Below are 24988 nucleotides of genomic sequence, written 5' to 3' on the forward strand. Positions count from 1 at the left end.
TATGTTTTTAGTAAAAGTAGGTCAAATATATAGAAAATTGGAGAACTCGGAGGATATTTCAGAATTAGTTGCTCCGGAGATTGATCCTGAAAATAGTAGAGAATTTGATCCAGAAATAAAATTAGAACATGATGAATGGTTCTATGTAGAAATTGATGATTCGCATATGTCTATGGTCAAAGAATATGAAGATAAATTTTTAAATACTGTGGGTTTAAATGATGTGAATGAAGCAGAGTTCTCAAAAATTGACTTGATTTTTCGTAAAGTTAAAAATGATGGGTTAGTTTTTCAAAAAATTACACAATCAAAGAGACTGGTTGATAAGTCAATATTGAAATTGAGACATAGAAGAGCTGAAAGAACAATTATTGAAAATGGTATAGAACTAAAATCTGAGAACGATGCCTATTTTGATGGAAATGATAAATTGTATTTCAAAAATTTTAGAACGATTAGTAGCTTATTTAAGGGGCTTGATGATTACTATCGTATAGCAAGTCAGGCAGAAGTTGATGAGTTTAAAGAATTTAATCTAGTACGTTTTGTTAAAGAATTTAAGATAAAAACCAATAATTTAAAGATGTTAGCTGTTTTAAAAGATTATGGAATAGATTTGAATGATATAGCCGTTAAAAGTACTTTGTTGAGAACGTACAGTCAGTATCCTAATCAAGAGTTTGAGTTAGACGATAATCAAAATTTTATAATTGATAGTAATAGAAAATTAACATGTTTATTAAAGTTAGCACTTGGACGGTTATATACAAATCCAATAACTCACCATAAAATGGAAGCTAACCATGCAAAAAAATTAAATTAAAGTAAGAAAATGATTTAGAAAGAAACATTATGGAAACAACACAAACTTCCAAGTCACTCTCCCAAGCCCTGTGGGATTCAGCGGATGTTCTCCGCTCTAAGATGGATGCTAATGAATATAAGTCCTATCTTTTGGGCATGGTCTTTTATAAGTATCTGTCAGACAAGTTGCTCTTTTTCGTGGCTGAGACCATGGAAGAGGGGATAGATAGTCTTGAGGATGCCCTTGAGGTCTATCGCAATTACTACGAGGATGCGGAGACTCATGAAGATCTGGTATCTGTTATAAAAGATGAGCTTAACTATATCATCAAGCCTAACCTGACATTTACGGCTCTGCTAGCACGTGTCAATGAAAATTCTTTTCAGTTAGAATTTTTGGCTCAGGGTTTTCGAGATATCGAGCAGAGTGATGAACTCTATGAAAACCTCTTTGAAGATATTGACCTCTATTCCAAAAAGCTAGGGGCGACTCCGCAAAAGCAAAACCAAACGGTGGCGGCGATTATGAAAGAGTTGGCTGAGCTAGATGTGGCTAGTCATGCGGGTGATATGCTGGGGGATGCTTATGAGTATCTGATTGGTCAGTTTGCGACCGACTCGGGTAAGAAAGCTGGTGAGTTTTATACACCTCAGCCAGTTGCTAAGCTCATGACTCAGATTGCCTTTTTGGGTCGTGAGGACCAGTTAGGTTTTACCATCTATGATCCGACCATGGGGTCCGGCTCTCTCTTGCTCAATGCCAAGAAATACTCTCATAAACCGCAGACAGTGGTCTACTTTGGTCAGGAACTCAATACCTCGACCTATAACTTGGCCCGGATGAACATGATCTTACACGGTGTTCCTGTTGAAAATCAATTTCTCCACAATGCCGACACCTTGGATGAAGATTGGCCTACTCAAGAACCGACAAACTTTGACGGGGTTCTCATGAACCCTCCATACTCTGCCAAGTGGTCTGCTAGATCTGAATTTTTGGGTGATTCTCGTTTCTCTCCTTTTGGGAAACTAGCGCCCCAATCCAAGGCTGATTTTGCCTTTCTTTTGCATGGTTACTACCATCTCAAGCAGGATAATGGTGTTATGGCTATCGTTCTTCCCCACGGTGTTCTTTTCCGTGGAAATGCGGAGGGAACCATTCGCAAGGCTTTGCTGGAAGAAGGGGCTATTGACACAGTTATCGGTCTTCCTGCCAATATCTTCTTTAATACCAGCATTCCGACCACGGTTATCATTCTCAAAAAGAACCGTACCAATCGTGATGTCTACTTTATCGATGCCTCTAAGGAGTTTGATAAGGGGAAAAACCAGAATATCATGACGGATGCTCATATCGAGAAGATTCTGGAAGCCTACAAGTCACGTGAGGAGATTGACAAGTTTGCCCATCTAGCAAGCTATGAAGAAATCGTCGAAAATGACTATAACCTCAATATCCCTCGCTATGTAGATACCTTTGAGGAAGAAGAAGTCGAACCCCTGACAGACATCGTTAGCAAGATTAACGAGACAAATGAATCAATCCAAAACCAAACCGCTTCCCTACTCGAAATGCTCGGTCAACTACACGGAACCACACCAGAAGCCGATGCTGAACTCAAAAAGTTTTTGAAAGAGTTTGAAGGGTGATGAGAGTAATTGATTCGCTCATTTTTAAGATATAACTTTGTTTCCATATTTCCGGGGAACTAGTAGAAAGTAAGGAGAAAGATGGAACAAACTAACCAAAAATCCCAGTGCCAGCAACTCTGGGCTAGAAACAAATACCTCGTTTTGAGTCATTCTAGCAATATTTACAATGAGATTCGTCAATATCTCAAGCAAGAAGTGGTGGAAGTGAGTCAGGTTCAAGAGATGATTGACCATGCCTGTCAAATCCCAGAACACAGGGGTCAGGTTTGCAATGCCTTTCAGCATATTTGGGGATATTTCAAGAAGAAAGCAACGGAGAATGAACGCAAGGATTATATGTTTTTACTGGAGCGTTATCACTCTGGTCATGCCACCAAAGAAGACTTAATTGCTAAGACGAGAGATTTACTTGAACGTTACCCAAATACATACTTGCAACATTCGACTTTACTGAAAGGAGACTCCCATGAGACTTTGGCATGAGGCTTTGATTTCACAACTTCCCCGTCCTCAACTCTTGGGGCAGCATCGAGAGTGTTGCGCTCTACGTGGCAATGGCTGGGGTAGAAAGCATGCGACGGTGGACTATGTCTTTACTCACTCGCCTTACCAGCTATTTGCCTACCATGATTTGATCATGAAGGAGATGGCTCGTCGTGGCTACAAGGTTAGTCCAGAGTGGCTGGACAAGAACTACCGCGGTAAGACCTGCCCTCCTTATGAAGATTTAGCAGAGGAAAAATTGACTAGTCCTATATACAGCGAACATGACGATGCCTACTATGAGGAGTGTCTGGCTAATCTTCGAGAGAAGGGAATTGAGCTGGAGTAAACGTAAGGATTACCAGCACTTTATACCTCTTCTCGTAATTTTTTCGAATAATAAAGATGAGACCTTTAGAGTTTTTCTAAGGTCGTCTTTTTATGAGTGTTCAGATTTACTTTTAATAACTTTTGAGTTATAATTTTAAAAAAACCAAGCGTGAACTAAAGGACTTAAAAGAAAGAGGGTTAAGTGATGAAGAATAGTGCTATTGGGAGTAACTGGAAGGATGTCCGGTCAGAACTCTTTACCAAGGAGGAAATACTTGAAAGTGATATGCGAGTAGCTATCATGAGTGAGTTGATTGAGGCTAGACATGAGCAAGGAATCAGTCAGAAAAAGCTAGAAGAACTCAGTGGAGTAAGCCAGCCGGTTATAGCTAGGATGGAAACAGGTAAGACTAGCCCTCAGTTGGACACAGTCTTAAAAGTCCTAGCCAGTTTAGGAAAGACACTAGCAGTCGTCCCACTTGAACAGGGGAAAAGTTGATAGGAAGGGGTTGGAAAACTTTAACAAATTTAACAGTTATAGTGCCTCAAGTGTATAATATAGAAAAATTATGCTTTATTTATATCAAGTGCGAACGAAGTGAGCTTTTAGCAGATATTTCCCGCTATAGTGGTATTCTAGATAATAATTTATTATTATCTAGAACGGAATTTTTGAGACATTCTGGCTCAAAAATTAGGGATGAAATTACGAAGTAAGTTGCTCCCGTCCGCACTTTTCAGGGAAATATCAGAATTACAAAAGAAAAATCAACCTATAGTCTTTTCTAATAACAAGCCATAGTCGCTTATAAGAATTACTAATAACGCGTTTGAGTATTCTAACTGGAATACGGCTTTGAAACAAGCTACACAAAGGATTTGAGGCATTTGTTTCAAGTCTTTTTCTTTTGTCTAAAATGGAGATATAGTTTCAAACTATATCAAAGCCTAATTTTTTACAATTATACAGATGATTTCTTTTCTGTTAAGATAGTTTCAACAACAAATTTTGGAGGACACATCATGTCAACTACAATCATCGGTTTCCCTCGTTTGGGCGAATTCCGCGAATTAAAATTTACAACTGAAAAATACTTTAGAAAAGAAATCTCAGAAGAAGAACTCCTTGCAGCCGCAAAAGACTTACGTGCTAAACACTGGAACATCGTCAAAGAAAAAGGTATCACTGAAATTCCATCAAATGACTTTTCTCACTATGACAACTTCCTAGATGCAGCTTTCCTTTTCAACGTGGTACCTGCTTCAGTTCAAAACTTGGACTTGTCTGACCTTGAGCGCTACTTCGCTTTGGGTCGTGGTTACCAAGGAGAAAAAGGGGACGTTCGCGCCCTTCCAATGAAGAAATGGTTCAACACCAACTACCACTACATTGTGCCTAAATTTGAAAAAGACACTCAAGTCAAACTTGCAGGTCACAAAATCTTTGATGAGTTCCAAGAAGCAAAAGAACTTGGATTGAACACTCGTCCAGTTCTTGTAGGTCCATTCACTTTCCTTCAATTGTCAGACTTTGAAGAAGGCGTGAAAGCAGAAGACTTCGTAGACAGCTTAGTGGCTGCTTACCAAGAAGTTTTTGCTAAATTGGCTGAACTTGGTGCGACTCGTATCCAATTGGATGAAGCTGCTCTTGTAAAAGACTTGACAGCTGAAGAAAAAGCTCTCTTCTTGAACCTTTACAATAAACTTTTGGCTGACAAAAAAGGTCTTGAAGTCTTGCTTCAAACTTACTTCGGTGACGTTCGTGACGTTTACGCTGACCTTGTGAAATTGCCAGTAGATGCTATCGGTCTTGATTTCGTTGAAGGTAAGAAAACTCTTGAATTGGTTAAAGGTGGTTTCCCAGCTGATAAGACTCTTTATGCAGGTATTGTCAATGGTAAAAACATCTGGCGTAACAACTACGAAAAGAGCTTGGCTGTTCTTGAGCAAATTCCAGCTGAAAACATTGTCTTGACAAGCTCATGCTCACTTCTTCATGTGCCATTTACAACTGCTAATGAAGAATTTGAACCAGCAATCTTGAACCACTTTGCCTTTGCAGTTGAAAAATTGGATGAGATTCGTGATTTGGATGCTATCCGCAATGGTCAAGGTGAAGAAGCACTTGCAGCTAACAAAGAACTCTTTGCGACTGAGCGTGTTGGTGAAAATACTGAACTTCGTGCGCGTATCGCTGGCTTGACAGACGCAGACTACACTCGTTTGCCAGCCTTTGCAGAACGTGAAGCTATCCAAGAAGAAGCTTTCAAACTTCCAGCTCTTCCAACAACAACTATCGGTTCATTCCCTCAAACAAAAGAAGTTCGTGCCAAACGTTTGGCTTACCGTAAAGGTGAATTGTCTCAAGAAGAGTACGACGCTTTCCTTGCTGAAACAATTGACGAATGGATCAAATGGCAAGAAGATATCGACTTTGATGTCCTTGTTCACGGTGAATTTGAGCGTAATGACATGGTTGAGTACTTCGGTCAAAACTTATCAGGTTACCTCTTCTCTAAAAATGGTTGGGTACAATCATACGGTATGCGTGGGGTTAAACCACCAATCATCTGGGGTGATGTAACTCGTCTTAACCCTATCACTGTTAAATGGTCTAGCTATGCACAAAGCCGTACTGACAAACCTGTTAAAGGTATGTTGACTGGACCAGTTACCATCCTCAACTGGTCATTCCCACGAGAAGACATCTCTATCAAGGATTCTACTCTTCAAATCGCCCTTGCTATCAAGGATGAAGTACTTGACCTTGAAGCTGCTGGTGTGAAGATCATCCAAATCGATGAGGCTGCTCTTCGTGAAAAATTGCCACTCCGTCGTAGCGACTGGTACGAAGACTATCTTGACTGGGCAATTCCTGCCTTCCGCTTGGTACACTCAACAGTAGCGCCAGATACTCAAATCCACACTCACATGTGTTACTCAGAATTTACAGATATCATCCCAGCTATCGATAACATGGATGCAGACGTTATTTCCTTTGAGGCTAGCCGTTCAAACCTTGAAATCTTGGACGAACTCAAAGCGAAAAACTTCCAAACAGAAGTGGGACCTGGGGTTTACGATATCCACTCACCTCGTGTACCAAATGAAGGCGAAATCGACCACACAATCGAAGCCATCCTTGCTAAAGTGCCAAGCAAGAAAGTTTGGATCAACCCTGACTGTGGTTTGAAAACACGTGGTATTCCAGAAACAAAAGAAAGCTTGATCCGCCTTGTTGAAGCAGCTAAAGCTGCGCGTGAGAAATTGTAAGATAGGATTTCTCAAGAAGCGCTGTTTGGTCAATCTGCCTGTTTCACTTGGATTTTAGGAATCCAGCTAACGAAAAAAATCAACTAGAAAAGGATAAGGACTATGTCACGCCAAACACCGTCACTCTCATTTGAAGTGTTCCCTCCCAACCCAGCCGTGGGTAATGATAACATTATTTCTGCTCTTCAAGATATGCAGGAGTTGGCTCCCCACTTTATCAGTGTAACTGCCAGCAATAATAAATTTAATATCAAGGAAACGACGGTTCGTTTGGCTGACTTTATCCAAAATGACTTGGCGATTCCGACTATTGCTCACTTGCCAGCTATCTATTTGACTAAGGACAAGGTGGCTGAAACGATTGCTGACTTGGACAAGGTTGGAGTGCAGAAAATCTTAGCTCTTCGTGGGGATATTATTCCTGATGTGGAACCACAAAAGGATTTCCGCTACGCAACTGACTTGATCGAGTTCATCAAGGAACAAGCCCCTCACTTTGATATTGTCGGAGCTTGTTATCCAGAAGGCCATCCAGATTCACCAAATCAGATTTCAGATATTCAAAATCTTAAGAAGAAAGTGGATGCAGGCTGTTCTAGCCTTGTAACTCAGCTTTTCTTTGACAATGAGCGCTTCTATGATTTCCAAGACAAGTGCATCTTGGCTGGGATTGATGTTCCTATTCATGCAGGGATTATGCCAATTCTGAATCGAAATCAAGCTCTTCGCCTCTTGAAGACTTGTGAGAATATCCATATTCCACGTAAATTTAAAGCTATCTTAGACAAGTATGAGCATGACCCTGAGTCGCTCAGAGCAGCAGGACTTGCCTATGCAGTGGACCAAATCGTGGACTTGGTAACTCAAGATGTTGCTGGAGTGCATCTCTACACCATGAACAATGCAGAAACAGCAAAATACATCCACCAAGCAACCCATGCCTTGTTTAATCATCAGTCTCTAGGATAATAAAAAGCAAACCATTCTTCTCAGGTGAGGGGAATGGTTCCTTTTTAATGGTAAAGACCGCACTTTTTAAGAAAAATATGATAAAATAGACTCTGTACGTACTTGATACAAAGATGAGGGTATAAACAGATTTTTAACTATTCAAATCTGCTATAAAAAGGAAAAATACTAAAGAATAATATTTTTAAACTTTTCAAAGTATCTAAATAGTTGAACACGGGCTAAATCCCTAGTGAAAAAGATAGATTTCCTAGTGTGCATCGCACACTGCGTCAATCTCCTATTTTCATACGGGATTCTTCACGCCCTTTGTATCCTGATTTTTGTAGGCAAGGCGTATAATTTCATCAATCCAAAGGGGATTAAAATGACAAAACAAGTGTTTCAAACGACTTTTGCGGGTCGTGAGTTAATTGTAGAGACTGGTCAGGTTGCTAAGCAAGCGAATGGCGCAGTTGTCGTACGTTACGGTGAGTCAACTGTCTTGACTGCAGCCGTTATGTCTAAGAAAATGGCAACTGGGGATTTCTTCCCTCTTCAAGTCAACTACGAAGAAAAAATGTATGCGGCTGGGAAGTTTCCTGGTGGCTTTATGAAACGTGAAGGACGTCCTTCAACAGATGCGACTTTGACAGCGCGTTTGATTGACCGTCCAATCCGTCCTATGTTTGCGGAAGGTTTCCGTAATGAAGTGCAAGTGATTAACACAGTACTTTCTTATGATGAAAATGCCTCTGCACCTATGGCAGCTATGTTTGGTTCTTCTTTAGCGCTTTCTATCTCAGATATTCCATTTGACGGACCAATCGCTGGGGTACAGGTTGGCTATGTGGATGGTCAAATCATCATCAACCCTACGCAAGAACAAGCAGAGCAATCTCTCCTTGAATTGACAGTAGCTGGTACCAAACATGCCATCAACATGGTAGAGTCTGGTGCTAAAGAATTGTCAGAAGAAATCATGTTGGAAGCTCTCCTTAAAGGGCACGAAGCAGTTAAAGAATTGATTGCCTTCCAAGAAGAAATCGTTGCAGCAGTTGGTAAGGAAAAAGCAGAAGTAGAATTGCTTCATGTGGACGCTGAATTGCAGGCTGAAATTATCGCAGCCTACAACAGTGACCTCCAAAAGGCAGTCCAAGTAGAAGAAAAATTGGCTCGTGAAGCTGCAACTCAAGCAGTTAAGGACCAAGTTACTGCTGTGTATGAAGAAAAATATGCAGACCACGAAGAATTTGATCGTATCATGCGTGATGTGGCTGAAATCTTGGAACAAATGGAACACGCAGAAGTGCGTCGTTTGATCACAGAAGACAAGGTACGTCCTGACGGTCGTAAGGTTGATGAAATCCGTCCTTTGGATGCGGTTGTTGACTTCCTTCCTCGTGTGCACGGTTCAGGTCTCTTCACTCGTGGACAAACTCAGGCTCTTTCAGTCTTGACCTTGGCTCCGATGGGTGAAACTCAAATCATTGATGGTTTGGATCCAGAGTACAAGAAACGCTTTATGCACCACTATAACTTCCCACAATACTCTGTTGGGGAAACTGGTCGTTACGGTGCGCCAGGTCGTCGTGAAATCGGTCACGGTGCTCTTGGTGAGCGTGCACTTGCTCAAGTCTTGCCAAGTTTGGAAGAATTCCCATATGCTATCCGCTTGGTAGCTGAGGTCTTGGAATCAAATGGTTCTTCATCTCAAGCTTCTATCTGTGCGGGAACGCTTGCCCTTATGGCTGGTGGTGTGCCAATCAAGGCGCCAGTAGCAGGGATTGCCATGGGTCTCATCTCAGATGGAAATAACTACACAGTCTTGACAGATATCCAAGGTTTGGAAGACCACTTTGGAGACATGGACTTCAAGGTTGCAGGTACTCGTGACGGAATTACAGCCCTTCAAATGGATATCAAGATCCAAGGGATTACTGCAGAAATCTTGACTGAGGCTCTTGCCCAAGCCAAGAAAGCCCGTTTTGAAATTCTTGATGTGATTGAAGCAACCATTCCAGAAGTTCGTCCAGAATTGGCTCCAACTGCTCCGAAAATTGATACCATCAAGATTGATGTGGACAAGATTAAGATTGTCATCGGTAAGGGTGGAGAAACCATCGACAAGATTATCGCTGAAACAGGTGTTAAGATTGATATCGATGAAGAAGGAAATGTGTCTATCTACTCTAGCGACCAAGATGCTATTAACCGTGCTAAAGAAATTATTGCTGGTTTGGTTCGTGAAGCTAAGGTGGACGAAGTTTACCGTGCTAAAGTCGTTCGTATTGAGAAATTTGGTGCCTTTGTTAACCTCTTTGATAAGACAGATGCCCTTGTTCATATCTCTGAGATGGCTTGGACGCGTACCAATAATGTCGAAGACTTGGTAGCAATCGGGGATGAAGTTGATGTTAAGGTTATCAAGATTGATGAAAAAGGACGTGTGGATGCTTCTATGAAAGCTCTTCTTCCTCGTCCTCCAAAACCTGAACGTGATGAAAAAGGCGAAAAGTCTGAGAGACCTCACCGCCCACGTCATCACAAGGATCACAAACCTAAGAAAGAATTTACAGAAACACCAAAAGATTCAGAATAAGAAAAGGAGAAATGTATGGGATGGTGGCGCGAAACCATTGATATCGTAAAAGAAAATGATCCAGCGGCCCGCACCACTTTGGAGGTTTTGCTGACTTATCCAGGTGTCAAGGCCTTGGCGGCCCACCGTCTCTCGCATTTTCTCTGGAAGCATGGCTTCAAACTCTTGGCTCGTATGCACAGTCAGTTTTGGCGCTTTTGGACTCAGATTGAGATTCATCCAGGTGCCCAGATTGATTCAGGTGTCTTTATCGACCATGGTTCTGGCTTGGTGATTGGGGAAACAGCGATCGTTGAAAGAGGTGTTCTTCTTTATCACGGAGTGACTCTTGGGGGAACAGGAAAAGACTGTGGCAAACGCCATCCGACCGTTCGAAAGGGAGCTCTCATTTCGGCTCATGCCCAAGTTATCGGACCAGTGGAAATTGGCGAAAATGCTAAGGTCGGTGCTGCAGCAGTTGTCGTAGCAGATGTACCTAGTGATGTGACGGTTGTCGGTATTCCGGCCAAGATTGTCCGAGTTCATGGACAGAAGGATGAACCGACGATCCACGAAGTCGAAGAAAAACGAGAGTACTACGTCAATAAACTCGAGCAGGCTAAAGAAGCCAGTCACAGATCGTCGGGGTTGTAGAGGGTACCTATATGATTCAAGCAAGAAACAAGTTAAGCCAAGAGGAGCTATCTGAGGCGAAAAAACTAATTAACTGTTGCCAAAACTATGACGGTACCTATCGTGATCCCTATCTCTCTAACATGCTTAATTTTGACCCAAACATGCCCGCCTTTTTCCTTTATTATGAAAAAGGCGAACTTGTTGGTTTATTAACTGTCTATGCAGATGATCAAGATGTGGAAGTGACGATACTGGTTCATCCAGCTCATCGCCGTCAGGGGATTGCGCGTGCATTGTTTGCTAGTTTTGAGAAAGAAACGGCTTCTTTCCCTATTCGTTCAGTTACTTTTCAGACAGAGCGTGTTTTTCTAGACCGCCATCCTGATTTTATTAGCAACTGGGGATTGGTCGAGGATGAAGAGACAGAAACTTGGTTAGGTAAGGATAGAAAACCTTATCCGTTAGCAACTGTTTCCAATCTTGAAGTTTTGTTAGCAGATAGTTCGTATCAGGAGCAAATTAGTCAGTTGAAATTTCAGGCATTTTCAGAGGAACATGAATCTAGAGAAGTTGTGGATAGATATGTCGCTGAAGCTCTGAAGGATCCAGAAAGTCGCTTATATATTTTGTTAAAAGACTGTCAGGTTATTGGAACTTGTACGGTAGATTTATCGACTAATACGAATTACTTCTACGGGTTAGCAATATCTGAACCTGAACGTGGGAAAGGCTATGGAAGCTACTTAGCAAAATCCCTTGTCAACCAACTAATTGAGCAAAATGACAAGGAATTTCAGATTGCAGTAGAGGATAGTAACGTGGGTGCCAAACATTTGTATGAAAAAATCGGCTTTGTCAAACAGACCCAGGTGGTTTATCTGAATGAGAAAGGAGCAAGGGATTCCGAAGTGTAGAGAGATTCGGACTGAAATTGAGTTGAACTCTTAGTGATGAAACTAACTGTTCTTGAATTTTGGATTTCCTGACTATTATTTTATGATTAAAATCTATGACACCATGTCTCGTGATTTGCGAGAATTTATACCGATTGAGGACGGTAAGGTTAAGATGTATGTCTGTGGGCCAACGGTGTACAACTATATTCACGTGGGGAATGCTCGTTCGACGGTGACTTTTGATACCATTCGTCGTTATTTTGAGTACTGTGGGTATGAGGTTGCCTATATTTCCAATTTTACGGATGTGGATGATAAGATTATCAACCGTGCCAAGGAAGAGGGTATCACACCTCAGGAGGTTGCGGACAAGTACATCGCTGCCTTTCGTGAGGATGTGACGGCCTTGGGTGTCAAACCTGCGACCCGCCATCCGCGTGTGGTGGAGTTTATGGCTGACATCATCCGCTTTGTGGAAGATTTGATTGAAAAAGGCTTTGCCTACGAGAGTCAAGGAGATGTCTATTTCCGTGTGGAAAAATCCCACAACTATGCTAAATTAGCAAATAAAACCTTGGAAGATTTGGAGCTAGGTGCTTCAGGTCGAACCGATGAAGAAACGGCTCGTAAGGAAAATCCTGTAGACTTTGCCCTCTGGAAATCTGCCAAATCAGGCGAGATTTCTTGGGACAGTCCTTGGGGACCTGGTCGCCCGGGCTGGCACATCGAGTGTTCAGTCATGTCGACAGAGATTTTGGGCGACACCATTGATATTCACGGTGGTGGAGCTGACCTAGAGTTTCCTCACCATACCAATGAAATTGCCCAGTCAGAAGCCAAAACAGGCAAGACCTTTGCCAACTACTGGATGCACAATGGCTTTGTCAATATCGATAATGTCAAGATGTCCAAGTCCTTGGGTAACTTTATCACAGTGCACGATGCCCTTAAAAACCTCGATGGGCAAGTGCTTCGTTTCTTCTTTGCGACTCAACACTACCGCAAGCCTATCAACTTTACGGAAAAGGCAGTGCGGGATGCGGAGACCAATCTCAAGTATATGAAGAACACTTATGAGCAACCATTTACTGGAACTGTAGATGCTCAAGAGTTACAAGCCTTTAAAGATAAGTTTGTAGCAGCTATGGATGAAGATTTTAACGCTGCCAACGGTATCACAGTTGTTTTTGAAATGGCCAAGTGGATTAATTCTGGCAACTATGATGAAAGTGTTAAGGAAGCTCTTGCGGCTATGTTAGAGGTCTTTGGAATTGTCTTTATTGAGGAAGTTTTGGATGCAGAGATTGAAGACTTGATCCAAAAGCGCCAAGAAGCGCGTGCTAATCGTGACTTTGCGACAGCGGACCAGATCCGTGACCAATTAGCTGCTCAAGGGATTAAGCTCCTTGACACCAAAGATGGAGTGAGGTGGACACGTGATTGATGTCAATCTCATTAATGGGATTGCGTTAGCTTTTGAGGGGGACGCGGTGTATTCTATGTATATTCGTCGTCACCTCATTTTAAAAGGTATGACCAAACCCAATAAACTCCATCAAGAAGCGACCAAGTATGTCTCAGCCAAAGCTCAGGCTCGCCTGATTTCCCTTATGTTAGAGGAGCAAGTCCTGACGGAAAAAGAAGAAGAAATCTACAAACGTGGTCGCAATACCAATAGTCACACAAAGGCTAAAAATGCCGATGTGGTGACCTACCGTATGTCCACAGGTTTTGAAGCAGTCATGGGTTATCTCCATATGACTGAAAATCTGGAACGTCTTGAGAGCTTGATTTCGTGGTGCATCCAAAAAGTGGAGGGCTAGGACATGATGGCAAAAGAATTACAAGAATGGTTTCCTGAAGCTCAGATTTCAGACCAACCAGTAGAGAAAGAGGGTTATCTCACTCTTCCTTTAGCTTCTCAACAGTGGATTTTGCTGGAGGAAGCTAGTCTTAGCGAACGTGAAAAACAACTGGTGGCTCTCTTAACCAAACAGGAGCAAACTATTTCGCTCAATCCTTGGTATCCCTATCTGATTGAGGGGAAGGGACAGGCGCCGAAAACTTTTAAAAAGATTCAGTTGGTTTATTGTCATCTTTCCTATTTTCAGCAGGAAAATCTAGCTTCTTGGCTAGATATGATGCGGACTCTTTTTCCCAACTGTCAGACGGTGATTCAGGTCGGAGCTCAGGATTATGTTTTCGTACTTCAACAAGATAAATACACTTCTGTACGAGCTATTTTAAGTGATACGATTGAAGCGGTAGAGTATGACTTTGGACTGCGTCTCTCTATCATGTTAGGACAGGTTTGGTCTCAGACAGGAAATCAAGCCCTATCAGACTTAATCAAAGCGGAGCGGGATTTGTTCAAGACTTGGTGGCGTCAGGGTCATCAAGGTGTTCACACCTTTTCACAACTCTATCTTTGGAGTATGGGGGAAAGGATTGTGGACCTGAGGGTCATTAAAGAATGCCTGCACCAGATGATTTTGGACCAAGACCAGATTCAGGAAATCATTCTCTCCCTTTGGGAAAATAGTGCTGTCCTAACAAAAACAGCCCAGCAACTCTATCTGCACCGCAATTCTCTCCAATACAAGATTGATAAATGGGAAGAGTTGACAGGGCTTCAATTGAAGGAATTGACTGACCTGACCTTGTGCTATCAGTTGATTTTACCAGATATTCTCTAAAGTTTTGTGCAAGTTGCACAGAACTTTTTTATTTTTTTGGTCATCTTGCCATAGAAATGTAAAGCGTTTTCATCTATAATAAAACTATCAAAAGACAAAAGGAGTTCACCTCATGGTAGAATTGAATCTTAAAAACATTTACAAAAAATATCCAAACAGCGAACACTATTCAGTTGAAGACTTCAACTTGGACATCAAAGACAAAGAGTTTATCGTTTTCGTAGGTCCTTCAGGATGTGGTAAATCAACAACTCTTCGTATGATTGCTGGTCTTGAAGACATCACAGAAGGTACTGCATCTATCGATGGCGTGGTTGTCAACGACGTTGCTCCAAAAGACCGTGACATCGCCATGGTATTCCAAAACTATGCTCTTTACCCACACATGACTGTTTATGACAACATGGCTTTCGGTTTGAAATTGCGTAAATACAGCAAAGAAGACATCGACAAACGTGTGCAAGAAGCAGCAGCAATCCTTGGTTTGAAAGAATTCTTGGATCGTAAACCAGCTGACCTTTCAGGTGGTCAACGTCAACGTGTTGCCATGGGTCGTGCTATCGTCCGTGATGCAAAAGTATTCTTGATGGACGAACCTTTGTCAAACTTGGATGCCAAACTTCGTGTATCGATGCGTGCTGAAATTGCGAAAATTCACCGTCGTATCGGAGCTACAACTATCTACGTAACTCACGACCAAACAGAAGCGATGACACTTGCGGACCGTATCGTTATCATGTCAGCAACTAAGAACCCTGCTGGTACAGGTACTATCGGACGTGTTGAACAAATCGGAACTCCTCAAGAAGTTTACAAAAACCCAGTTAATAAATTCGTTGCAGGATTCATCGGAAGCCCAGCAATGAACTTCATCAACGTGAAATTGGTTGGTAGCGAAATTATTTCTGACGGTTTCCGCTTGAAAGTTCCAGAAGGAGCATTGAAAGTTCTTCGTGAAAAAGGCTACGAAGGAAAAGAATTGATCTTCGGTATCCGTCCAGAAGATGTAAATGCAGAACCTGCTTTCCTTGAAACATTCCCAGAATCAGTTGTTAAAGCAACTATCTCCGTATCAGAATTACTTGGTTCAGAATCTCACCTTTACTGCCAAGTTGGTAAAGACGAATTTGTTGCCAAAGTGGATGCTCGTGACTACTTGCAAACAGGTGCAACAGTTGAACTTGGATTTGACTTGAACAAAGCACACTTCTTCGATGTAGAAACTGAAAGAACAGTTTACTAAGCAAATGAAATGTCAAAACACTGCTAGAGAAATCTGGCAGTGTTTTTTGAGATTGCGTAGAAAAAACTCCTGGGAAATTCCAGGAGAGTATGAGTGGTTATTTAAACTTGAATCCTTCGTAAATAAGCTCTGTTTTTGGATTTTGTTTCTTAATCTGTTTGGCAAGTGACTTCATCATAGAAAGAGGACCACACATATAGACGCTTGCATGTTCGGGCACTTCTTCTTGCTCAAAATTAAGATAGCCGTCTTTCCTACTGTCTACTAGATGGAGTTCAAAATTAGGATTTTTCTGAGCATAGTCACGGAGCAAATCTAGATAGACTGCATTTTCATCTTCACGGAAGCTATAGTAGAAGTGAACCTGTTTATCTAAAATAGGATGTTCACGGATGTAAGAGATGAAGGGGGTGATCCCAATACATCCAGCAATCCAAACCTGATTTTCTCGTCCTTCTTCTATAATCATGTGTCCGTAAGCTCTGTCAACGGTTACTTTGCTACCGACTTGAAGATTGTCATAGATATTCTTGGTAGGGTCACCTGAATTTTTGACAGTAAAGTAAAGCGTTTGACCATGACCTCCTGAGATAGAAAAGGGATGCGGAGCACTTTCAAAACCTTCTTGAAAAATCTTTAGGAAGGCAAATTGTCCTGATTGATAGTTGAAAGGTCTGCTAAGATGGATTTGAATTTCTCTAGTATCGTGATTTAAGCGTTTGAGATTGGTAATTTTCCCTAGATAGGGGAAGGAAATCTTTTGATAAAGGAAGATGATGTAAAAACCAGCTAGTAAGCCTAAAATGGCATAGTTACCAACAAGAAAACTTAGAAGATTAAATGTAAGGAGACGATTGCCCATCATCATGTAGACGTGAAAGAGTCCGAAAATGTAGGCTAGATAAACCAGACGGTGAATCCATCTCCAAGCTTCGTATTGGATGTATTTGCCTAAATAGGCGACAAGGATGATACTGACAAAATATAGATGGCAAGGTTGCCAAACTGAGCAGCTAAACGAGAGCCCCACAAACCGCCCATACTAAAGTTATGAAAGATTAGTAGGATGATGGAGAGAAAGGCTGTGAATTTGTGGACAGTGTAGACCTTCTCCAAACCGTGAAACCAGCTTTCTAGTAGGGGGGAGACGAGTGGCTAGGATAAAAGTCAGAGATAGGCTTGTTAAAGCTAGTCCTGGAATAGTGAATTGGGGAGAAGTGTTCATCCAAGCAAAAAGAGTCAAGATAAAACTAGCTATGATAAAGAGTATTCCTTTGATTGATTTCATAGAAAATTCCATTTCATTTAGATTTTGATTTGTTGTAAACAAAATTGTTACATTTTATCATAGAAAAAGTATGGTGTCAAATTGAGTTCTATAAATATCTACTCTCATCAAAAAACTCTCCAATTGAACTGGAGAGCTAATTTATTATTCTGCAGCTTGTTGCCAGCGTTTTGCTAGCATATGAGACAGGCTAGAAATGGCTAGGTTAAAGCTGAAGTAGATGAGGGCAATCAGGATGTAAAGACTGAAGACCTGCTCTGGTTCGAAATAACGGCCCATGAGAATTTGGCTTGCTCCAAAGAGTTCTTGTAGGGCGATAACAGAGTAGAGAAGACTGGTATCCTTAATTACGGTTACAAACTGAGAAATGATGGCTGGCAACATTTTGCGAATGGCTTGCGGGAGAATGATGTGGTAGAGGATTTGGGCTGAGGTAAATCCTTGCGACATTCCTGCTTCGTACTGTCCCTTGTCCACGGCATTGAGACCGCCTCGGATAATCTCAGCCAAGGCTGCTGAGGTAAAGAGGGTAAATGCAGTGATTCCTGCTGGTGTGGATTTCATCTTGAAAACCAAAAAGATGGTGAAAATCCAGAGGAGGTTGGGAACGTTACGCACAAACTCGATGTAAATGCTGGAAATGATGCGCAAGATAGGATTTTTCCCATTTCTCATGACTGCTAGAACTGTACCGATAAGTGTAGCGAGGACGATGGCAATCAGAGAAATGTAGAGGGTCAAGCCAAATCCTTTAAAGATAAATACTAGGTTATCTGGGGTCAAAACTTCTAAAATGGATTCCATAGTAACCTCCTAAAGTGAATAGGCTTTTTTGTTGGCTTGCTCCATCTTGCGACCAAACTGGGCAACAGGAAAGCAAAGAGAAAAGTAGAGAAGGGCAGCACCTAAAAATGCTGGAATGTAGTTTCCGTTAAGTGCCGACCAAGACTTGGTCACAAACATCAAGTCCACTCCAGAGATAATAGCGACTGTAGAAGTGTTTTTGATGAGGTTAACAATTTGGTTGGTCAAAGGAGGGAGAATGATACGAAAGGCCTGAGGCAAGATAATCAAACGCATAGCACTGATATAGGTAAAACCTTGCGACAAGGCAGCCTCCATCTGACCGCTAGGAATAGACTGAATACCTGAGCGAATAACCTCAGCGATATAGGCACCGTGATAGAGCCCTACACAGAGAACAGCTGTCCAATAAATCGGAATCATGATGGTGTGGTCACTGATAAGAGGTAGGCCATAAAAAACGATAACAAACTGCACCAAGAGGGGAGTGTTTTGGTAAAACTCGACAAAGATGCGAGCTAAAATGCGCAAAATTGGACGTTTGCTGGTTGACATGGCTCCAAAGAAGATGCCCAAAACCATGGCGAGGATAAAGGATCCAATCGCTAGGGCAAGGGTGAAGAGGAAACCATTGAAAAATTGTCCAAAATCCTGAAAATAGGCTGTCCAAGATGATAAATCTGTCATGGGGTGTCCTCCTTAATCTGCAGTATGGCTGGATGGTTTCAGCTTGTAACGGTCATAAAGTTTTTGCAAACTGCCATCCTTGCTCCATTTAGTAACCAAGTTATCGAGATAGTCGTTGAGTTCGGTATTTGATTTCTTGGTAACGATACCGTAGTCAGATGGCTTGAAACTATCATCTAGTAGTACTGTGCGTTTGCTGATGTAGCCAGACAGAATCGAGCGGTCAACGGAAAAGGCATCAATACGGTGGGCGTGTAGGGAAGTAATCAATTCTGGGTAGGAACCAAGTTCGACGAATTTAAAGGTCAAACCTTTCTTTTTACCCAGTTCGGTAATCAGGCGTTGAGTAATGGAACCTTGGGCAACCCCGATGGTTTTTCCGTTTAGGTCCTCAATGCTTTTGATTTTGGCAGACTTATTGACCAAAAAGCCAGAAGCATCTGTGTAGTAAGGGCTGGTAAAGTTGTAGAGTTTTTTGCGTTCGTCTGTAATGGTGAAGGTCGCGATATCCATATCGACCTGCTCATTGTCTAGAAGGGGGCCACGAGTTTGTGCGGTAACAGGTACATAGCGAACCTTGACCTTGAGCTCATCAGCTACCATTTTGGCCAAGTCGGTTTCGATACCAGAATAGGTCCCTGTCTTGGGATCCTTGTAACCGAAATTGGGAACGTCCTGTTTCACACCAACAACTAGCTCGCCTCTCTTTTGAATATCTGCGACACTGGTATCAGCCTGAACTGGTTTTGCAGCAGCAAGGCCGAAAAGGCTAATCAATAATGCGGATAAAAAGAATTTCTTTTTCATAGGCGCCTCCTTATTTGACTTTGTCACTTTCGTGGTTGATAATTTTGCTGAGGAATTGTTGGGCACGAGGTTCGCTTGGATTGTCGAAAAAGTCATCGACATCTGTCGTATCTACTAAAACTTCTCCGTCAGCCATAAAGATGATGCGGTCGGCAACTTCACGAGCAAAGCCCATTTCATGGGTAACGACAATCATATTCATACCATCGTGGGCCAATTTTTGCATAACCGCTAGAACATCGCCGATGGTTTCAGGGTCAAGGGCAGAAGTTGGCTCATCAAAGAGGAGGAGTTCCGGATGCATAGCGAGTCCACGTGCGATGGCAATCCGTTGTTTTTGTCCACCAGACAGCATGGCTGGATATGAATCTTTCTTGTCCCACATATTTACAAATTCCAGATATTTTTGGGCTGTTTTTTCAGCTTCTTTTTTATCAATTCCTAGAACTTTTATAGGTGCAAGTGTTACGTTTTCTAACACTGTTTTATGCGGATAGAGGTTAAAATGCTGGAAAACCATGCCGACTTCCTTGCGAAGAGGTACCAAATCTTTCTGGCTGGCACCAGCAACTTGGTGGCCATTTACTAGAAGACTTCCTTTGTCAACAGCCTCCAAACCATTGATGGTGCGAATCAGAGTGGATTTCCCAGAACCAGATGGTCCGAGTAGGACAACGACTTGTCCTTTTTCAAAACGGAGATTGATGTCGCGGAGTGCGTGGTAGTCTCCGTAATATTTTTCGACGTGTTCAAATTCTACTAAAGCCATAAGGAATCTCCTTTGTGTTAGATTTTATAACATGATTCTACACCAAAAAATTTGTCTTGTCAAATCATATCTGAAAAAATTCACTAAAATTTTATAAAAAAGCAATCTGGATAGAGAAAAAGCCTAAATCATGTTATAATGAAACGATAGAATTCTTAGAAAGAGTGGATGTCTTTTTGATAACACCTACTTATGAATGGCAGTTTGCCCCGCAAGTAGAAGATGCGGATTTTACAAAGATAGCCAAGAAGGCTGGATTGGGTCCTGAGGTGGCTCGGTTACTATTTGAGAGAGGGATTCAGGACCAAGAGAGTCTGAAGAAGTTTTTAGAACCTTCCTTGGAGGACTTGCATGACCCTTATCTACTCCATGATATGGATAAGGCAGTGGGACGGATTCGTCAGGCTATTGAAGAAGGGGAAAATATCCTCATTTATGGAGATTACGATGCGGATGGCATGACTTCAGCTTCGATTGTGAAGGAAAGTTTGGAACAGCTTGGCGCTGAGTGCCGGGTTTATCTGCCCAATCGTTTTACTGATGGCTATGGTCCAAATGCTAGTGTTTATAAATACTTTATCGAGCAAGAAGGGATTTCCTTGATTGTGACGGTGGACAATGGAGTTGCGGGTCACGGAGCCATTGAACTGGCTCAGTCTATGGGAGTAGATGTCATTGTGACAGACCACCATTCCATACCTGAAACCTTACCAGATGCCTATGCTATTGTCCATCCTGAACATCCGGATGCGAACTATCCTTTCAAATATTTGGCTGGTTGCGGAGTGGCTTTCAAGCTGGCTTGTGCCCTGTTAGAAGAAGTACAAGTGGAATTGCTTGATTTGGTCGCTATTGGTACCATTGCTGATATGGTTAGTTTGACAGATGAGAATCGTATTTTGGTTCAATATGGTCTAGAAATGCTGGGGCATACTCAGCGCATTGGTTTACAAGAAATGCTGGATATGGCTGGGATTGCCGCTAATGAAGTAACAGAAGAAACGGTTGGTTTCCAGATTGCTCCTCGTTTGAATGCCTTGGGCCGTTTGGATGATCCCAATCCTGCCATTGATTTGCTGACTGGGTTTGATGATGAAGAAGCGCATGAGATTACTCTCATGATTCATCAGAAAAACGAAGAGCGCAAGGAAATCGTTCAGTCTATCTATGAAGAAGCTAAGACCATGGTGGACCCTGAGAAGAAGGTCCAAGTTTTGGCTAAGGAGGGCTGGAATCCTGGGGTTCTAGGAATCGTGGCTGGTCGTTTGTTGGAAGAACTAGGGCAGACAGTCATCGTTCTCAATATAGAGGACGGTCGTGCCAAGGGTAGTGCTCGTAGCGTGGAAGCGGTCGATATTTTTGAGGCTCTGGATCCTCATAGAGACCTCTTCATAGCCTTTGGTGGTCATGCTGGTGCGGCAGGAATGACGCTGGAAGTTGAGAAACTCTCAGATTTATCTCAGGTTTTGGAAGATTATGTCCGTGAAAAAGGAGCAGATGCTGCTGGCAAGAACAAGTTAAATCTAGATGAAGAGCTAGATTTGGAGACACTTAGCTTGGAAACGGTCAAAAGTTTTGAACGTTTGGCACCTTTTGGCATGGACAATCAGAAACCTATCTTTTATATCAAGGATTTTCAGGTCGAAAGTGCCCGTACTATGGGGGCAAGTAATGCCCATCTCAAGCTGAAAATTTCTAAAGGCGAGGCGAGTTTTGAGGTAGTGGCCTTTGGCCAAGGGAAAAGGGCGACTGAATTCTCACAGACCAAGCAATTGGAATTGGCAGTGACTCTCTCTGTCAACCAATGGAATGGCCAAACTGCCCTGCAGCTGATGATGGTGGATGCGCGTGTGGAGGGTGTTCAACTTTTTAATATCCGTGGGAAGAATGCAGTCTTGCCAGAAGGGGTTCCAGTCTTGGATTTTGCTGGGGAACTGCCCAATCTAGTAAATAGTGATGCTGTGGTTGTAAAAACCATTCCTGAGGATATTACTCAGCTGAAGACCATTTTTCAGGAGCAGAATTTTTCTGCTGTTTATTTCAAAAATGATATTGACAAGGCCTACTATCTGACGGGATATGGGACTAGAGAGCAGTTTGCAAAATTGTACAAGACTATCTACCAGTTCCCAGAGTTTGATATTCGCTACAAACTGAAGGATTTGGCTACTTATCTCAATATCCAACAAATCTTGCTAGTCAAGATGATTCAAGTATTTGAAGAGCTAGGCTTTGTGATGATTAAAAATGGTGTCATGACAGTGAATAAAGAGGCTGAAAAGCGTGATATAGCTGAGAGTCAGATTTACCAAAATCTCAAACAAACCGTCAAAGACCAAGAAATGATGGCGCTGGGTACCGTGCAAGAAATTTATGACTTTTTAATGGAAAAAGAGTAGATGATAGGAAAGAGTTGGGAAACCAGCTCTTTTTTGAAAACAAATCTTCATTTTGAAAATCATTAAAAAAATGGTATAATGGTAGGAAAAGATTCGGCTAAAAGTAGTGCTTTTAGAATAAGAGGGTAAGTAACCCTATAATCAAGATAAACTAAGCTTTCGGAGGAAAAATGAGTAATATCAGTTTAACAACACTTGGCGGTGTCCGTGAAAATGGGAAAAATATGTATATCGCTGAAATCGATGGGTCTATTTTCGTTTTGGATGCAGGTCTGAAATACCCTGAAAATGAACAACTAGGGGTGGACGTGGTCATTCCCAATATGGACTATCTTTTTGAAAATAGCGATCGTATCGCTGGGGTCTTCTTGACCCACGGCCATGCGGATGCCATTGGTGCTCTGCCTTATCTCTTGGCTGAAGCCAAGGTACCTGTATTTGGCTCTGAGTTGACCATTGAGTTGGCAAAACTCTTTGTCAAAGGAAATGACACAGTTAAGAAATTTAATGATTTTCATGTTATCGATGAGGATACGGAGATTGATTTTGGCGGGACTGTGGTGTCCTTCTTCCGTACGACCCACTCTATCCCAGAAAGTCTGGGTGTGGTCTTGAAGACAGCTGAAGGTAGCATCGTTTATACAGGTGACTTCAAATTTGACCAGACAGCTAGTGAATCTTATGCCACAGACTTTGCTCGTTTGGCAGAAATCGGTCGTGATGGAGTTCTAGCTCTTCTTAGCGATTCAGCCAATGCGGACAGTAATATCCAAGTGGCTAGCGAAAGTGAAGTTGGGGACGAGATCACTCAAACCATTTCGGACTGGGATGGTCGTATCATTGTTGCAGCAGTAGCCAGCAACCTCTCTCGTATCCAGCAGGTGTTTGACGCTGCGGATGCAACAGGCCGTCGTGTGGTCTTGACAGGATTTGATATTGAAAATATCGTCCGTACTGCTATTCGTCTTAAGAAATTGTCTCTAGCTAACGAAAGTCTTTTGATTAAACCAAAAGATATGTCTCGTTTTGAAGACCATGAGTTGATTATCCTTGAGACAGGTCGTATGGGTGAGCCTATCAACGGTCTTCGCAAGATGTCGATTGGTCGCCACCGTTATGTGGAAATCAAGGATGGTGACTTGGTCTATATTGTAACGACTCCATCTATCGCTAAAGAAGCGGTCATGGCGCGTGTAGAAAACATGATTTACCAAGCTGGCGGGGTTGTCAAACTGATCACCCAAAGCTTGCGTGTGTCAGGGCACGGAAATGCGCGTGATTTGCAGTTGATGATCAATCTCTTGCAACCCAAGTATCTCTTCCCGATTCAAGGGGAATACCGTGAGTTAGATGCCCATGCTAAGGCTGCTATGGCAGTTGGGATGTTGCCAGAACGCATTTTTATCCCTAAAAAGGGGACCAGCATGGCTTATGAGAATGGGGACTTTGTCCCAGCTGGCGCGGTTTCGGCAGGGGATGTTTTGATTGACGGAAATGCCATCGGTGATGTTGGTAATGTGGTTCTTCGTGACCGTAAGGTCTTGTCAGAAGATGGAATTTTCATCGTCGCAATCACAGTTAACCGTCGTGAGAAGAAAATTGTAGCCAAGGCTCGTGTTCATACGCGTGGATTTGTTTATCTCAAGAAGAGTCGCGATATTCTTCGTGAAAGTTCAGAATTGATTAACCAGACGGTAGAAGACTATCTTCAAGGAGATGACTTTGACTGGGCAGATCTTAAAGGGAAGGTTCGTGATAATCTGACCAAGTATCTCTTTGATCAAACTAAGCGTCGTCCAGCTATTTTACCAGTAGTCATGGAAGCAAAATAAGCGATGAAATAAACGGAGAGAAAGTCGAATTTCGGCTTTTTCTTATAGAAAAATAGAGGAAAAATTATGGCAGTAATGAAAATCGAGTATTACTCACAAGTTTTGGATATGGAGTGGGGAGTGAATGTCCTCTATCCTGATGCTAATCGAGTGGAAGAACCAGATTGTAAAGACATTCCAGTCTTGTACCTCTTGCACGGGATGTCTGGTAATCATAATAGTTGGCTCAAGCGGACCAACGTAGAACGCTTACTTCGAGGAACCAATCTCATCGTTGTTATGCCCAATACCAGCAACGGTTGGTATACCGATACCCAGTATGGTTTTGACTATTACACAGCTCTAGCAGAGGAATTGCCACAGGTTTTGAAACGCTTCTTCCCTAACATGACCAGCAAGCGTGAAAAGGCCTTTATCGCTGGTCTCTCTATGGGAGGCTACGGCTGTTTCAAATTGGCTCTTGCTACAAATCGTTTTTCTCATGCGGCTAGTTTTTCAGGTGCTCTTAGCTTTCAAGATTTTTCTCCTGAGAGCCAAGATTTGGGAACACCAGCTTATTGGAGAGGTGTTTTTGGAGAGATTAAAGACTGGACAGCTAGTCCTTATTCTCTTGAAAGTCTGGCTAAAAAATCGGATAAAAAGACCAAACTTTGGGCTTGGTGTGGCGAGCAGGATTTCTTGTACGAAGCCAATAATCTCGCAGTGAAAAATCTCAAAAAACTGGGATTTGATGTGACCTATAGCCATAGTGCTGGAACTCACGAATGGTACTACTGGGAAAAACAATTGGAACGGTTCTTAGCAACCCTACCAATCGATTTCAAATTAGAAGAGAGATTAAGCTAGTTTAGTTTGTATT

General features: G+C 42.2%; 21 protein-coding genes and 1 pseudogene. 17 read left to right on the forward strand and 5 right to left on the reverse strand.

Translation table 11 applies throughout. The features are described from left to right. Position 1: 1 nt before the first annotated feature. From B7703_RS03945 to B7703_RS04015, 14 genes are all read left to right on the forward strand, one after another. Complete coding sequence (locus B7703_RS03945; RefSeq protein WP_060627698.1) at positions 2–823, forward strand: hypothetical protein; 822 nt, start codon at positions 2–4, stop codon at positions 821–823. Positions 824–852: 29 nt separating this feature from the next. Then, positions 853–2454 carry a type I restriction-modification system subunit M gene (locus tag B7703_RS03950; protein ID WP_060627700.1) on the forward strand — a complete coding sequence of 534 codons (1602 nt, stop codon included), beginning with the start codon at positions 853–855 and terminating at the stop codon, positions 2452–2454. A gap of 81 nt (positions 2455–2535) precedes the next feature. After that, positions 2536–2940, forward strand: coding sequence for a YbgA family protein (locus tag B7703_RS03955; protein ID WP_060627702.1), 405 nt, complete (start codon positions 2536–2538; stop codon positions 2938–2940). After that, the gene (locus tag B7703_RS03960; protein ID WP_060627704.1) at positions 2924–3289 is read left to right on the forward strand and encodes a TIGR02328 family protein; all 366 of its coding nucleotides are present in this window, start codon (positions 2924–2926) and stop codon (positions 3287–3289) included. The genes B7703_RS03955 and B7703_RS03960 overlap by 17 nt, the downstream gene beginning before the upstream one ends. A gap of 186 nt (positions 3290–3475) precedes the next feature. Then, entirely contained in the window at positions 3476–3769 is a 294-nt protein-coding gene (locus B7703_RS03965; protein ID WP_033686503.1) for a helix-turn-helix domain-containing protein, read from the forward strand. 524 nt (positions 3770–4293) lie between these two features. Then, positions 4294–6543 (forward strand): 5-methyltetrahydropteroyltriglutamate--homocysteine S-methyltransferase, encoded by a 2250-nt coding sequence (gene metE, locus B7703_RS03970; RefSeq protein ID WP_084923717.1) that lies wholly within the window; start codon positions 4294–4296, stop codon positions 6541–6543. A gap of 102 nt (positions 6544–6645) precedes the next feature. Then, entirely contained in the window at positions 6646–7512 is an 867-nt protein-coding gene (gene metF, locus B7703_RS03975) for a methylenetetrahydrofolate reductase [NAD(P)H] (protein ID WP_084923718.1), read from the forward strand. A gap of 367 nt (positions 7513–7879) precedes the next feature. Further along, entirely contained in the window at positions 7880–10093 is a 2214-nt protein-coding gene (gene pnp / locus B7703_RS03980; protein WP_084923720.1) for a polyribonucleotide nucleotidyltransferase, read from the forward strand. Between the two features lie 15 nt (positions 10094–10108). Further along, positions 10109–10726 (forward strand): serine O-acetyltransferase, encoded by a 618-nt coding sequence (gene cysE / locus B7703_RS03985; RefSeq protein ID WP_004263392.1) that lies wholly within the window; start codon positions 10109–10111, stop codon positions 10724–10726. Positions 10727–10737: 11 nt separating this feature from the next. After that, positions 10738–11622 (forward strand): GNAT family N-acetyltransferase, encoded by an 885-nt coding sequence (locus B7703_RS03990; RefSeq protein ID WP_084923721.1) that lies wholly within the window; start codon positions 10738–10740, stop codon positions 11620–11622. 82 nt (positions 11623–11704) lie between these two features. Beyond that, positions 11705–13048, forward strand: a complete 1344-nt coding sequence (cysS, locus tag B7703_RS04000; RefSeq protein ID WP_084923725.1) for a cysteine--tRNA ligase — start codon at positions 11705–11707, stop codon at positions 13046–13048. Next, positions 13041–13427 carry a Mini-ribonuclease 3 gene (locus B7703_RS04005; RefSeq protein WP_000567927.1) on the forward strand — a complete coding sequence of 129 codons (387 nt, stop codon included), beginning with the start codon at positions 13041–13043 and terminating at the stop codon, positions 13425–13427. Before cysS ends, B7703_RS04005 begins: the two co-directional genes overlap by 8 nt. 3 nt (positions 13428–13430) lie before the next feature. Beyond that, positions 13431–14300, forward strand: coding sequence for a helix-turn-helix domain-containing protein (locus B7703_RS04010; protein WP_084923726.1), 870 nt, complete (start codon positions 13431–13433; stop codon positions 14298–14300). 112 nt (positions 14301–14412) lie between these two features. Then, a complete protein-coding gene (locus B7703_RS04015) occupies positions 14413–15543 on the forward strand; it encodes an ABC transporter ATP-binding protein (RefSeq protein WP_084923728.1) in 1131 nt (376 codons plus the stop codon). 97 nt (positions 15544–15640) lie between these two features. On the opposite strand, the pseudogene B7703_RS04020 reads toward B7703_RS04015, so the two are convergent. From B7703_RS04020 to B7703_RS04040, 5 genes and pseudogenes are all read right to left on the reverse strand, one after another. Continuing rightward, positions 15641–16831, reverse strand: a pseudogene (locus tag B7703_RS04020) (ferredoxin reductase family protein). Between the two features lie 144 nt (positions 16832–16975). Beyond that, positions 16976–17635, reverse strand: a complete 660-nt coding sequence (locus tag B7703_RS04025) for an amino acid ABC transporter permease (RefSeq protein ID WP_000443882.1) — start codon at positions 17633–17635, stop codon at positions 16976–16978. Positions 17636–17644: 9 nt separating this feature from the next. Beyond that, the gene (locus tag B7703_RS04030; protein WP_000131145.1) at positions 17645–18322 is read right to left on the reverse strand and encodes an amino acid ABC transporter permease; all 678 of its coding nucleotides are present in this window, start codon (positions 18320–18322) and stop codon (positions 17645–17647) included. Between the two features lie 12 nt (positions 18323–18334). Continuing rightward, positions 18335–19129, reverse strand: a complete 795-nt coding sequence (locus B7703_RS04035; RefSeq protein ID WP_084923729.1) for a transporter substrate-binding domain-containing protein — start codon at positions 19127–19129, stop codon at positions 18335–18337. A 10-nt stretch (positions 19130–19139) separates the two neighbouring features. Then, positions 19140–19898, reverse strand: a complete 759-nt coding sequence (locus tag B7703_RS04040) for an amino acid ABC transporter ATP-binding protein (RefSeq protein ID WP_001229569.1) — start codon at positions 19896–19898, stop codon at positions 19140–19142. 176 nt (positions 19899–20074) lie between these two features. Between B7703_RS04040 and recJ the strand changes: the two genes are divergently transcribed. From recJ to B7703_RS04055, 3 genes are all read left to right on the forward strand, one after another. After that, the gene (recJ, locus tag B7703_RS04045) at positions 20075–22297 is read left to right on the forward strand and encodes a single-stranded-DNA-specific exonuclease RecJ (RefSeq protein ID WP_192851957.1); all 2223 of its coding nucleotides are present in this window, start codon (positions 20075–20077) and stop codon (positions 22295–22297) included. A gap of 170 nt (positions 22298–22467) precedes the next feature. Then, the gene (locus B7703_RS04050) at positions 22468–24129 is read left to right on the forward strand and encodes a ribonuclease J (protein WP_000065614.1); all 1662 of its coding nucleotides are present in this window, start codon (positions 22468–22470) and stop codon (positions 24127–24129) included. A 66-nt stretch (positions 24130–24195) separates the two neighbouring features. Beyond that, the gene (locus B7703_RS04055; protein WP_024057563.1) at positions 24196–24975 is read left to right on the forward strand and encodes an alpha/beta hydrolase; all 780 of its coding nucleotides are present in this window, start codon (positions 24196–24198) and stop codon (positions 24973–24975) included. Positions 24976–24988: the final 13 nt, after the last annotated feature.

Origin of the sequence: Streptococcus mitis (assembly GCF_002096735.1) — a bacterium.
GTDB lineage: Bacteria > Bacillota > Bacilli > Lactobacillales > Streptococcaceae > Streptococcus > Streptococcus mitis_CZ.